General features: G+C 74.4%; 2 protein-coding genes. Both read left to right on the top strand.

Annotated elements, in window-relative coordinates; all coding sequences use genetic code 11:
• Positions 1 to 672: 672 nt before the first annotated feature.
• Positions 673 to 4,758: a non-ribosomal peptide synthetase gene (locus tag IF99_RS0103805; protein ID WP_078654978.1), complete on the top strand. Its 4,086-nt coding sequence runs from the start codon at positions 673 to 675 to the stop codon at positions 4,756 to 4,758.
• Positions 4,758 to 14,039 (top strand): non-ribosomal peptide synthetase, encoded by a 9,282-nt coding sequence (locus IF99_RS0103800; RefSeq protein ID WP_051703349.1) that lies wholly within the window; start codon positions 4,758 to 4,760, stop codon positions 14,037 to 14,039. Before IF99_RS0103805 ends, IF99_RS0103800 begins: the two co-directional genes overlap by 1 nt.
• Positions 14,040 to 14,057: the final 18 nt, after the last annotated feature.

The raw sequence follows: 14,057 nt of genomic DNA, 5'->3' as shown, positions 1-14,057 counted from the left end.
CCGACGCCCTGCCGGACAGCGGCGCCCTTCGACTCGGGGGGCGCACCACAGGACGCCTTTCGGGACCGTGTCCTCCGCGGGCCGAAAGGCGGGAGGCGCTCGCTCGGCCGGTCAACGCGCTGCCGTTCGCCCGGTCGTGGCCGCGAGCTGTCAGGGACTCGATGCCGCGATGAAGGCTTGTACGAGGAGACGGGTGTCTCCTCGGCGGGTCGCCGTGACGATCCGGCTCATTGCGGTATCCGTCGAGTGAAAGACGTCGGGTGCCTGCGGGAAGCGGCGTCCTGACGCTGTAGGGCGAGGGCCACGCCAATGCCGGCGGCGACGAAGGGAAGAAGCGTGTGCCGGTCGAGGTCGCCCGGCCGGAACCATGGCCGAAACACGGGAGGCGGTCGTCGAGTTCACGACCCCGCACGGGGCGAGGCGGGCGCGTCGGATCGGGGTGCCGAGAGTCGCGCGAAGGCGCTGGTGGGCGCGGGTGTGCGTACGGGAGGCCGGTCGTCGGCCGGAGGGGTGTGGCGTGGGTCACTGTTGACCAGGTGATCGACTCGCAATTAATATCAGCGGAAATAAATCGCCGCCGCGATGGGCGGAAAAAGCGGACACTTCCCTGATTATTCCTCTGAATTGCATCCCGGATACCTTTGGCGCGCTCGTGCGGAGCTGTGGAAGGAAATGGCTGCGCGGGGGCGGATATTCACGCCGAAAGTGCCGACGCATGTTTCCGTCTCTTTTATTTCGTGTGAAGGGTGGTCCGTGTCTCTTCCCCGCATCGCTGTTCCCCGACCTTCCGGCGAAAGGACGTCTCCCGCGCCGCTGTCCCTGGCGCAGGAGCGGCTGTGGGTCATGGCACGCATGGGTGGGGACGCCAGCGCCGCCTACAACGAGCCGATGCCCTTCGACATCCGCGGGCCACTCGACCGGGATCTGCTCGTGCGGGCGCTGCACCTGCTCGCGGCCCGGCACGAGGCGCTGCGCACCCGGCTGGTGCCCTCCGGCGGCTCGGCGCTCCAGGTCGTCGACCCGCCCGGGACCGGGTTCCCGGTGACGGTCGAGGACCTGACGGGGCTGCCCGACGCGGCCGAGCGGTTCACCCGCATCCGGCACGCGGTGGAAGGCGCCCCGTTCCGGCTGGGCGAGGAATCCATGGTGCGCGGCTGCCTGGTGGCGCTCCGGCCGGATCACCACGTACTGCTCCTGACGGCCCACCACATCGTCTTCGACGGCTGGTCCCGTTCCCTGCTCCTGCGGGAACTGGGCCAGGTGTACACCGCGCTCCAGGAGGGACGGGACGCCGCCCTGCCGGAACTGACCTGGCAGTACAGCGACTACACCCGCTGGCAGTGGGAGTGGATGTCGGGGGCGGACCCCGCCGCGCACGCGGAGTACTGGGCCGACGCGCTGGCCGGCGCTCCGGCCGTGCTCTCCGTGCCCACCGACCGGCCCCGCCCGCCCGAGCAGGTCTTCCGCGGCGACCGGGTCACCGTGACCGTCGACGAGGACCTGACGAGGGCTTTGCGCGCTCTCGCCGCCGAGCACGGTGTTTCCCTGTACGCCACCGTCCTGACCGGCTGGTCCGTACTCCTCTCGCTGCTGTCGGGGCAAGATGACATCGTTGTCGGGGCCCCCACGTCGAACCGGCGCCGCGGTGACGTGGAGGGCCTGATCGGCCTCTTCGTCAACACCCTCGCCCTGCGCGCCGACCTGTCCGGCTCGCCTCGTGTCGCCGACGCCCTCGCACGGGTCAACCAGCGGGTCCGGGACGGTCTCCGCCATGTCGACCTGCCGTTCGAGCGGGTCGTGGAAGTGGTCAACCCGCCGCGCAGCCCCGCCCACACGGCGCTGTTCCAGACCATGTTCGCCTGGGTCCCCTCCATGAAGAAGGAGCTGGAGATCCCCGGCCTGGACGTGGAGTTGCGGCAGGACGCCGCCCACGTTCCGGCGAAGTTCGACATGGTCCTGGCGCTGGCCGACGAGGGATCACGGCTCACCGGCGAGATCGACTACGCGGTGTCGCTCTTCGACCGGACGACCGTCGAACGGTACGTGCGCCAGTTCCTCCGCGTGCTGCGCCTGATGACCCGGCAGCCCGAGGCGCGGATCGCCGACCTGAGCCTGTTGCGCGAAGACGAACAGCGCGAGCTCCTCGCCGCCTTCAGCACGGGACCCTCCGCCGGTGAGCCGGGCTCACCGGCACCGGCGGGCCTGCTGGAGCGGTTCGCCGAACAGGTGCGGACCCGGCCGGGGCAGCCCGCCGTGGTGGCCGGGGACACGGTGCTGGACTACCGGACGCTGGACCGCCGGGCCAAGCGGCTCGCGCACGCGCTGACCGCGCGCGGCGCCGGTCCCGATCGCGTGGTCGGCCTGCACGCGGGCCGCACGGCGGACCTCGTCGTGGGCGTGCTCGGCATCCTCAAGTCCGGTGCCGCCTACCTTCCCCTGGACCCCGGCCAGCCCCCGGAGCGCCTCACCGCCATGGTGGACGACGCCGCGCCGGTCCTGGTCCTGACCGACGGGGAGGACACGCCGGGCGACGACCGGCGTCCGTGGGAGAACCTGGCGAAGGTCGAGGCGGAGGGAGCGCACGAGCAGGCCCCGGAGGTGGGCGCGGACCCCGCCCGGCTCGCCTACGTCATCTACACCTCGGGATCGACCGGCCGTCCCAAGGGCGTGGCGGTCACGCACGGCAGTGTGGTCAATCTCTTCGACCACTGGCGCGACCTCATGGGCGACGCGCCCGGCGAGGCCGCCTCGGCGTGGTCCAGCATCGGTTTCGACGCGTCAGTGCACGAATTGCTCGTACCGCTGACCACCGGGGCCGTGCTCCATCTCGTCCCCGACGAGCTTCGCGGCGACCCCGCGGCCCTCATGGCGTGGTTGCGCGAGCACCGGGTCACCCAGGCGTTCCTGCCGCCCTCCTACGTCCTGTGGGCCGACGAGGACCCGGCCGCTCGCCTGGCCGGGCTGAGCCTGCGCCAGCTCCTCACCGGGGTGGAGTCCCTGCCCGAGCGGGCTCTGCACCGCATGCGTGAGTGCCTTCCCGGCCTGCGCGTCTGCTTCGGCTACGGCCCGACCGAGGCGACGCTCTACTCCACCGCCTACACCGATCCCGGGCCCCATGAGCGGCCGTGCCCCATCGGACGGCCGCTGCGCGGCACCCGCCTGTACCTGCTCGACGCGCGGATGCGCCCGGTCCCGGTGGGGGTCGTGGGCGAGGTCTACCTGGGCGGCGCGAGCCTGGCGCGCGGCTACCTGAACCGGCCGGACCTCACCGAGGAAGCGTTCCTCCCCGATCCCTTCGTCCCCGGCGAACGCGTCTACCGCACCGGCGACCTGGCGCGCTGGCTGCCGGACGGCAACGCCGAGTACGCGGGCCGTCGCGACGACCAGCTCAAGCTGCGCGGCTTCCGCATCGAACCCGGTGAGGTCGAGGCGGCCCTGCTCGCGGTTCCCGGCGTCCGCGAGGCCGTGGTGCTCGCCGACCGCGAGTCGCCCGGCGGCCCGCACCTCGTCGCCGGGGTGGGCTGCGACGAGGAGGCCGCGCGCACGGCGTACGCGTGGCGCGCGGCCCTCCGGGACCGCCTGCCCGACTACATGATCCCGGTGGTGGTGGCCGAGTTCCCGCGGCTGCCGCTGAACCGCAGCGGCAAGGTGGACCGGCCCGCGGTGCTGCGCGCCGCGGCGGGCGCCCGGACCGGACGGGTCAACACGGCCGCGCCCCGCGACCACGTCGAAATGGCGCTGCACCGGATCTGGCACCGGCTGCTGCTGCAGCCGGACATCGGCATCGGCGACGACTTCTTCGCACTCGGCGGCACGTCGATATCGGCGATCAAGATGGCCGCCGCCGTCCAGGAGGAACTCCACGTTCCCCTGCCGGTCCGGGAGGTCATGCTGCATCCCACCATCGAGGCGCTCGCCGCACGGGTGCGCGGCCACGGCGACGGCGCCGCGCCGTCCGCCGACGTCAGCAGCCTGGTGGAGTTCCGTCCGGGCGACGGGCGGGAGCGCGTGGTCTGCGTCCATCCCGCCGGCGGTACCGCCTTCTGCTACCTGCCGCTGTCCGCGGCCCTGCCCGCGAGCGTCGGCGTGGTGGGGCTCCAGGCACCCGGCATCAACCCCGGCGAGTCCGTCCTGGCCGGGGTCGAGGAGATGGCCGAGGAGTACCTGCGGCTCGTCGCGCCCCGGCCGGACGAGGCACTGGTGCTCTGCGGACTCTCCTACGGCGGCCTGATCGCGTACGAGATGGGCCGTCGGCTGGTGGGGGCCGGACGGCGAGTGAGCGTGGTCCTGCTCGACACCCACGGCATGGAGGGCGGGGAAGACGCGCGGGAGCGCGCCGCGGCCGAACCGGTCGGCATGGAGGAGTTCCGGGCGAAGCTGGTGCGCTTCAACGGCATGTACCCGGGCATCGACGACGATCAGGTGGCCCGGTACCTGAACGTCTACAACCACCACCGTGAGACGGCGGCGGCCTACGCCGTACCCGAGTCACCGGCCCGCGTGGTGCTGATGCAGGCGACGGACGTGGGGGACGAGGACGACGAGGAGGCGCCCGGCCGCCTGCGCGCGTTCTGGCGCCACCGCGTCACAGGCGACTTCACCGTCGAGCCGGTCGCCTGCGGCCACTGGGACATGCTGGAGAGCGACGAACTGCCAAAGGTCGCCTCCGTACTCGCCGCCGAGCTGGCCCGGCTGTCCCCCGGCCCGGGAGGCGCCGGGACGCCGCTCGCGACCCCCCACGGCACGTCGGAGGACTGATGGAACCGCCCCTGCCCGCACACCCCTCCGGCCCCGCCGACCCCACCGCCGATCCCGGCGAGGCGTCGGGGATCGCCCTCGCCGTCCACCGCCGGGCCCTGCGCACTCCGGACGCGGACGCGGTCGTCGACGGCGAGGTACGCCTGACCTACGCGACGCTGAACGCCGCGGCGGCTGCCGTCGCCGAGGCACTGGCCCGCGAGGGCGTGGTACCGGGGCAGTCCGTGGCCGTCGCACTGCCGCGCTCGTGGCAACTGGTCTGCGTGATGCTCGGCATCCTGCGCACCGGTGCCCGGGTGGTGCCGCTGGACGTCCAGAGCCCCCACGAACGTCTCCTCTTCATCCTCCGGGACTCCGGCGCGGACGTCCTGGTGCACGCTGCCCCCGACGACGGTGGCGCGCTCGCCCGGGGCAGGACTGCGCTCGCGGTCGACACGCTGCTCCCCACGCTCCCGGACGGCGCGGCGACCGTGCCCGAACCCCCCGCCGCCGACGGCGTGTCCTTCCTGTTCTACACCTCGGGAACGACCGGCCGGCCCAAGGGCGTCGAGGTCCGCGACGCCGGTGTCATGCGGCTGGCACGGCCCGGCTACATCCGGGTCGGAGCCGGTCTTCGCTACGCGTGCCTGGCGAACCCGGCGTTCGACGCGCTGAGCTTCGAGGTCTGGGTCCCGCTGCTGACCGGCGGAGTGTGCGTGGTCCTGCGCGACGCGGACGTCCAGGACCCCGAGAGGCTCGCCGCGGCGCTGCGGCGCGAACGGGTGGACACGGCCTTCGTCACGACGGCGCTGTTCAACGCGGTGGTCACGGCCGTCCCCGACTGCTTCGCCGCGGCCGGTCAGGTCCTGGTGGGCGGGGAACAGCTCAACTCCCGCGTCATGCGCCGCTGGTACCGGGACAACGCCGACAGCGACACGTGCCTGTACAACGCCTACGGGCCGACCGAGTCCACCACCTTCGCCCTGTGCCACCCGATCCCGCGCGACTTCGACGGCGACGTGGTGCCGATCGGGCGGCCCCTGCCGGACACCGGTTTCGTCGTCGCCGTGCCGGACGAACGGCGGGTGGCCGCGCCCGGGGAGGTCGCCGAACTCCTGCTCAGCGGCGCCGGGCTCGCGTCCGGCTACCGCAACCTCCCCGAGGAGACCGAACGGCGCTTCGTGCGGCCGGCCTGGCTCGACGGGGGCCGGGAGCGGTACTACCGCACCGGTGACCTCGTACGGACCGACGGCGAGGGGCGCCTGGAGTACATCGGACGGGCCGATCGGCAGGTCAAGGTCCGCGGCTTCCGGATCGAGCCCGGCGAGGTGGAGCGGCACGTCCTCGGCCACCCCGGTGTGCGGCAGGCCCATGTCTGCACCCGCCGCGACGGCGAGGGGGGCGGCAACGAACTGCTCGCCTACGTCGTCCTGCGCCACGAGGTCCCCTTCGAGGAGTTCGACGCCCACCTCGCGGCGCACCTGCCCGCCTACATGCGACCGCACCACATCCACCTCGTCGCCGAGCTGCCGCTCAACGCCAACGGCAAAGTCGACGAGGCCGCGCTGCTGCGGACGACCGGCCGTCCCTGGCGTCCCGGCGCGTCCGGCGCACCGGCCGCGACGGACACGGAGCGGGACGTACTCGAACTGGCCGAACGGGCCCTGGGCACCAGCGGCCTGGGACTGGGCGACCGGTGGATCGCCGCAGGTGGCGACTCGCTGAAGGCCCTGCGCTTCCGCTTCGCCGTCCGGCAGCGCTGGGGCCACGATCTGCCGCAGGAGACCGTCCTGCACGGCGACCTCGCCACCGTCGTCCGAGCCGTCACCGCGGCCGGTCCTCCCACGGGAGACGCGTACCCCCCTCTGACGGCCGTGGGCGCCCGCTCGGCACCCGCCACGAGTGAGCAGCAGCGGTTGTGGCTGCTGCACCGCCGTGCGCCGGACTCCCGGGCCTACTCCGTCCACCAGGCGTTCCGCGTGGACGGCCCCGTCGACACGGCCCGCCTGCGAAGGGCGCTGCGCGCCCTGGTGACCCGGCACGTCGCCCTGCGCACCGGCTTCGGCCACGGCCCCCGGGGGCTCGAACAGAGGGTCGGCGAGCCGTACGACCCCTGGCACGAGCCGGAACCACGGCAGGCGTGGGACGAGGAGGAGGCGCACGCCTTCGCCGACGCCTTCTTCGCCGAGCCCTTCGACCTCGCCGACCCCCGGATGCTCCGTAGCTGCTGGCTGCCCCGGGACGGGGGCGGCACGCTCCTGCTCCACCTGCACCACATCGCCGTCGACGGGTGGTCACTGGGCATCCTGCTGGGCGACCTGTCCGCCGCCTACGCCGAGGCGGCCGGCCCCGCGGCCGAACCGTCCCTCGCACAGGCCGCGACCCCGCTGGACTTCGCCGTCTGGCAGGACACCTGGTTCGCGACCGACGCGTACCGCGCCCGGCGCGACGAACTCCTCGCGCACTACAAGGAGTCGGAGGAGCCCCAGGAACCGCTGCCCGACCACGGCGCCACTCCGGCACCGCGAGCCCGGCTGCGGCACACCCGTCTCGACCCCGCCCGCCGGGCCGCCCTGGACCGGCTCTGCGCCGAACTCCGCCTGACCCGCTTCCAGGCGCTGCTCACCGTCTTCTCCTGGAGCTTGTACGGCGTGACCGGCGTGGTCCGTCCGCGCGTCGCCACGCCGGTCGCCAACCGCCCGGTGGCCGAGCTGGAGCACAGCGTCGGGATGCTGGCCAACACCGTGCTGCTGCCGGTGACCGTCGACCCCGGGGAGGACCTGCGCGCGCACCTCCTGCGCACGGGTGCCGGAACCGAAGAGGTGCTGCGCCACCAGGACGTGGCCCTCACGGACGTCCTGACCGGCTGGGAAGACCTCGGGGACGGCACCCCGTTCGACTTCCTGTTCGTGTCGGAGAACACCGACTTCGCGGGGTTGCGGCTGCCCGGCTGCTCCCAGCGCCCCCTGTGGTGGGCGGCGACGGAGGCCAAGTGCCCGATGACGGTCTCCGTCGTCGACCACTCCGAGGGACTCGACCTGCTGTGGGAGTACGCGGAGGACCGCTTCTCCGCCGAGGACGTCGAGGCGATGGCCGCGCTCTTCGAGAGCGGCGTGGACGCGCTCGCGGCCGACGGCCCGTCCACGGCGCGTGAACTGGTCGCGCCGTACCGGCGTTCCCTGCCGCGCTACGGGCGCGGACCCGCCCCGCGGCCGGGCTTCACCACCGTCGCCGACGGCTTCGCCCAGCAGGTCGCCCGCGCCCCCGGGGCCACCGCCCTGCTGACGGCCGACGGCCGCACCCTCACCTACGAGGCCCTCGACGCCCTCGCCGCGGGCCTCGCCGCCGAACTCGCCGACCGCTACCCCGTCCCCGCCGAGGGCGGCACCTGCCGCGTGGCGCTGTACCTGGAGCCGTCCACCGAGCACGTGGTGTCCCTGCTGGCCCTGGCGCGGCTGAACATCACCGCCGTCCCGCTGGACCCCTCCTACCCGCCCGACGTGCTGCGCCGGGTCCTGGAGCGGGTCGATCCGCTCTGCGTCCTGGTCGCACCCGACGCGGCGCCCGCGCCGGACACCCCGCTCCCCCACGGCGTGGTCCGCCACCCCGTCGTCCTGCCGGACCGCGTACCGCCGCGGCCGGCCCCCCGGGCGGCCGGTTCCCACGACGGCGCCCGGCCGCTGTACACCCTGTTCACCTCCGGCTCCAGCGGCGTCCCCAAGGGCGTGCAGATATCCGACCGCACCTTGTGCGACCTGATCCGCTGGCAGTCGGGAACCGGGGGCCCGGCCGGACCGGCGGCCACCCAGCAGTTCTCCATGCTCTCGTTCGACGTGTCGTTCCAGGAGATCTTCGGCACGCTGTGCACCGGCGGCAGCCTGCAGCTGATCCGCCCCGAATGGCGCCAGGACGTCCCCGCGCTCCTGGACCGGCTGGAATCGGCGGGCACCGAACGGATCTTCATGCCGTACGTGGCCCTGCAACTGCTCGCCGAGTACGGCGTCCGGCTCGAAAAGTTCCCCTCGCGGCTGCGCGAGGTGGTCACCGCGGGCGAGCAGCCCGTGTGCACCGACACCCTCCGCAGGTGGTTCGCCGGGCTGCCCGGCGCCCGGCTGTTCAACCACTACGGGCCGACCGAGACCCACGTGGTCAGCGCCCTGTGCCTGGAGGGCGACCCGGGCGAGTGGCCCGAGCGGCCCGCCATCGGACGCCCGGTGGCCGGGGCCGACCTGCGCGTCGTGGACGCCCACGGGGACCCGGTGCCGCCCGGGTGCACCGGGGAACTGCTGATCGGCGGCACCATGGCCACCCGCTGCTACCTCAACGCTCCCGCCTCCGGCGACCCCCGCTTCACCGAGGTGCCCGGGGCCGGGCTGTTCTACCGCAGCGGCGATCGGGCCTGGTTCGACCACGAGGGTCTGCTGCACTACGCGGGCCGCGCCGACCAGCAGATCAAATGGAGCGGCCACCGGCTGGAACTCGGCGCCGTCGAGGCGGCCCTGCTGCGCCACCCGCTGGTGGCGAACGCCGTCGTCGCGCTCGACGGAGACCGGCTGACCGCCTGCGTGCAGTTCCGGGAGGAGACCGCCACCGCCGACGAACTCGGCGCCCACCTCGCCGCCTCGCTGCCCTCCTACGTCCGCGTGGACCGCTTCCGGGCCCTGCCCGTGCTGCCCCGCACCCCCAGCGGCAAACTGGACCGGCGGGCCGCGCTGCGCGCGCCGGGCGAGGAACTGCGCCGGGCGACGGCCGCCCGCACCGGCCTGTCGGCCGACGAGGAGCGGCTCGTCACCGCCTTCCAGGAGGTCACCGGGGCGGCGATCGGCCCGGACCAGACCTTCTTCGAGGCGGGCGCCTCCAGCCTCGCCCTCATGCGCTTCCATCTGCGCTGCACCACCTCGCTGGGACTGCGCTTCGGTGTCGCGGACCTCTTCGAGCACGTCACCGTCCGCTCCCTGGCCCGCCACCTCGCCGCCACCGCCCGGCCCCTCCCGGCAGCGGCCCCCGCCGAGGAGAACGACGAGGACCTCCGGCCCGGCGAGCCCGTCGCGGTCGTCGGCATGGCGCTACGGGTTCCCGGTGCCGCGGACCTCGCCGCGTTCTGGGACCTGGTGGTCTCGGGCGGCACCGGCATCCGCCGTGTCGACGCCCCGGAAGGGATCGTCGGCGCGCACAGCACGCTGGACGCGATGCTCGGCTTCGACCCCGGCCACTTCGGCATCAGCCCGCAGGAGGCCCGCCTCATGGACCCTCAGCAGCGGCATCTGCTGATGGCCTGCGTGCAGGCACTGGCCCACGCCGGCATCGCGGACACCTCGGCCGCGCGTGTGGGCCTGGTGGCGGGCGCCGGGGAGAACACCTACTTCCAGTCCCTGCTGCGCGAAGCGGACCCCGACCGGCTGCCCGACGACTTCCAGCTCGCCCTGCACCACGAGAAGGACTTCCTGGCCACCAAGGCGGCCTACCACCTCGGGCTGACCGGCCCCACCTTCAGCGCCCAGACCGCGTGTTCGAGTTCCCTGGTCGCCGTGCACCTCGCGGCCGGGTTGCTGCGGCAGGGCGAGGCCGACGCGATGCTCGCCGCGGGCGTGCTGATCGACCCCCGCCTCACCGGCGGCTACCGGTACCGGCCCCAGCACATCTTCTCCGCGGACGGCGACTGCCGGCCCTTCAGCGACGACGCGACGGGGACGGTCGGCGCCAGCGGTGTCGGGGTCGTGGTCCTCAAGACGCTGCGCCGGGCACGGCGCGACGGCGACACCGTCTACGCGGTCCTCACCGGTTCCGCCGTCAACAACGACGGTGCGGCGAAGATGAGTTACACCGCGCCGTCCGTGGCCGGACAGCGCGAGGTCATCCGGGCCGCGCTGGCCCGCGCCGGACGCACCGGCGCCGACCTGGGCTACGTCGAGGCGCACGGGACCGGGACGCGGCTGGGCGACCCGATCGAGGTGAGCGCCCTGCGGCAGGCCTACGGCGTCGACGAGTCCGGCCGCTGCGCCCTCGGCTCCGTCAAGAGCCAGCTGGGCCACCTGGGAGCCGCCGCCGGTGTGGTGGGCCTGGTGCGCGCCGTCCTCGCCGTGCACCACGGGGCCGTTCCGCCCACCCTCAACTTCCGTGCGTTCAACCCCGAGATCGGGCCCGACCCCACCCCCTTCCACGTCCCCACCGAGGCGGCGCCCTGGCCCGGGGGGAGGGAACGGGTGGCCGCGGTGAGCAGCTTCGGGATCGGCGGCACCAACGCGCACGTCATCGTCGAACAGCCCACCGGGACCGGTGACACCGCGCCCCGCGACGTACCCGGGTGCCTGGTGCTCTCCGCGTCGGGCAGGGACGCCCTCCTCGCCGACGCCGCGAGGATCGCCGACTACCTCGGCGCACGGCCCGACCGCTTCGAGGCGGTACTGCGTCACCTGCAGGCCGGCCGCCCCGCCCGGCGCCTGCGGGCCGCGGCGGCCGTCGAGGACGTCACCGCCGCCGTGGAGTGGCTGCGCGCGGTCGCCGCCGGAGAGGTCCCGCCCGGCACCGCCGACCCGGATGCCGCCCCGGTCCCCGCCGCCGGGCGCACGGCCCGCGACCTCGCCGAGGAGTGGGCCGCCGGAGGATCCGTCGACTGGGGCCCGGGGCCCGCCCCGGCCCCCTGGGACTTCCCTCCCCCGTCGTTCGCCCTCGCGGAGTACGACTTCGACCGCGCGCCCGCGCCCATGGGCGCCGGGCCCCGGCGGCTGCCCGCGTCGGAGTGGCTGCACCAGCCGCACTGGGTCCGGTCGCGCCGCGCCGCGGCCCCGGACGGCACCGCACGGACCGGGGACGCGCCTCTCGTGGTCGTCGTGGCCGCCGACAGCACCCCCCGGGAGGCGTTCGCACCGTTCGAGGCCGTGTCCTCCCGGCTCGTCCGGGTCCACCCGTCCACCGCCTTCGCCCGCAAGGGCCCCGACAGCTTCGACGCCGACCCGGCCGACCCGGCGTCGCTGCGCCTGGTGCTCGACGCCCTGTCCGAGGACGGCACCGGGTCCGTCGAGGCCACGGTGCGCATGGAGTGGGTGCACGCGCTGCCCCTGGACGTGACGGGTCCGGTCGGCTCCGACACGCTGGTCCGCGCCCGCCACGCCTGCCTGGACACCACGGCGGCCCTGGCCCAGGCGCTGGCCGGGCGGAGCGTCCGGCCCCGCGTGTGGTGGCTGTCGTACGGCGCGCGCCCCGTGCACGGAACGGTGGACCGGCCCGAACTCGCGCTCCTGGGGGGACCGGTGGAGACCGCCGCCCAGGAAGCCGCCCTGGACGGCCACTGGCTGGACCTCCCCGACGGTGACCTGGGCCGCTGGGCCGCACCGGTGGCCGCGCTCGTCGCGGGGCCGCAACCGGCGGGGCACGCCGACGAGGGGAACCCGGCCCGGCAGCTCGCGCTGCGGCAGGGCTACTGGTGGCGGCAGGGCACCACCCCCGTGGCCGCGCCGCCGGACCCCGCGCCCCTGATACCGGCCGGACCGGAGACGGTCCACCTCGTCCTGGGCGGCACCGGTGGCATCGGCCGCGCCGTCGCCGCCTGGCTCCTGGAACACACCGAGGGGCGGGTCCTGTTGCTGTCGCGGAGCCCCCGGCTCCCCGAGGAGCTCGACCGCTGGGCCGATCGCGTCGGCCTCCTGGCGGTGGACCTGGCGACCACGCCCGCGCACGAGGTGGCGGCGGCCGTCGCCGGGCACGCCCCGCGTCTGGACGGTGTCGTCCACGCGGCCGGCCTCGGACACGGCGGACTGCTCGTGCGTCGCGACGCGGCGGCGATGCGGGACGCCGCCGCGGTCCGCGAGGGCGGCGCTCTCGTCGTGGAGCACCTGATCGCCGCTCTCCGGCCGCGGTTCGCCGTCTACTGCTCCTCGATGTCCGCCCTGCTCGGCGGCGTCGGGCAGAGCGACTACGCGGCCGGGGCGAGCCTGCTCGACGGCTTCGCCCACCACCGGGCCGACGAGACGGAGGAGACCGTCCGGATCGGCATCGACTGGGACATCTGGCGTGAGACCGGTATGGCGACCCGGGTCGCGCACCCGGACAGCCGCCACCGGGCCCACCTGGACGTCGGCCTGACGACCGAGGAGGGCAAGGAGGTCTTCGCCCACGCCCTGGCTCTGCAACTGCCCCAGCTCCTCGTCTCCACCACCGACCTCGCCGCCTCCCGCGCGTTCTACGCCCCCGCCGCCGAGGCCCTGCCGGAAGCACCCGCCCCGCGCCCCGCGCCGCAGGACGGCGCCGCGGAACGGGCCGCCGCCCTGACCCGCGTGGTCCGGGACCTGCTCGGCGTGGACGAACTGGACCCGGACGACTCCCTGTACGACCTCGGCGCCGACTCGCTGACCCTGATCAGCGTGATCTCCGCCATCGAGGACGACTACGGCGTCGAGTGCGACCTGGCCTCCTTCAGCCACCGGGTGAGCCTCGCCGAGATCCTCAAGCAACTGGAGGCGTCCCTCGCTCCCCCCGAGCCCACCGTCGCCGAGACGGGGGAAGCCCACTCGCCGGTCGTCCTCGACATCTGGCAGGAGGGAAGCGAGGACACCGTCCTGTGCCTGGTCCACCCCGTGGGCGGGGACATCCAGGCGTACCGGTCCCTGGTGGGGGAGCTGGGCCCGGCACCCACCGTGTGCCTCATCGCCGACCCGGCCCTGCGCGACACCGGAGCGCCCGCCTGGTCCCTGGCCGAACGGGCCCGCCACTACGACGCGGCGCTGAGGGCCCGCTTCGGGGGCCCCGGCCACCGCGTCCACCTGGCGGGGTGGTCCTTCGGTGCCCGGGTGGCCATGGAGATGGCGGGCCTGGCGGAGTCGGCCGGGCACCGTGTGGAGGCACTCCACCTGCTGGACCCGCCGCCGCCCCGGACGCAGACACCGGCCCTCGCCTGGGACGAGACGTACCTGGAGGCGGTGTTCGCCGCCGAACTCAGCGCCCGCGCCTCCTTGCCGTCCGGTGCCTCCGAGCCGGCGGCAGCCGCCCGGGCCTACTCCGAACGGCTGGCCCGCTGCTGCCGGGCCAACCTGCGCAGCCTGGACGAGCACCGCGTGCGGCCGCTCGCCTCCGTCCCCACCCAGCTGTGGCTGGCCGAACAGCGTACGACCGGGCTGCCCGCCACCGGCGACCCCCGGGAGGCGGAGCGGCAGTGGAGGGCGTGCCTTCCCCCCACCGCCGTACTGCGGACCCTGCCCACCGACCACTACGGCATCGTCTCTCCGCCCCACGTACACACGGTCGCCGAGGCCATCAGGGACGCGCTCGCGGGCCCCTCGGCCGCCTCCCCCGCCACGCCGTCCTGACCGCACCCCCCTCTGGAG

The organism is Streptomyces sp. NRRL F-5630 (assembly GCF_000719475.1).
In the GTDB taxonomy this organism is placed as follows: Bacteria; Actinomycetota; Actinomycetes; order Streptomycetales; family Streptomycetaceae; genus Streptomyces.
The sequence above is the reverse complement of the archived record's forward strand: the minus strand, read 5'-3'. Positions and strand labels throughout refer to the sequence as shown.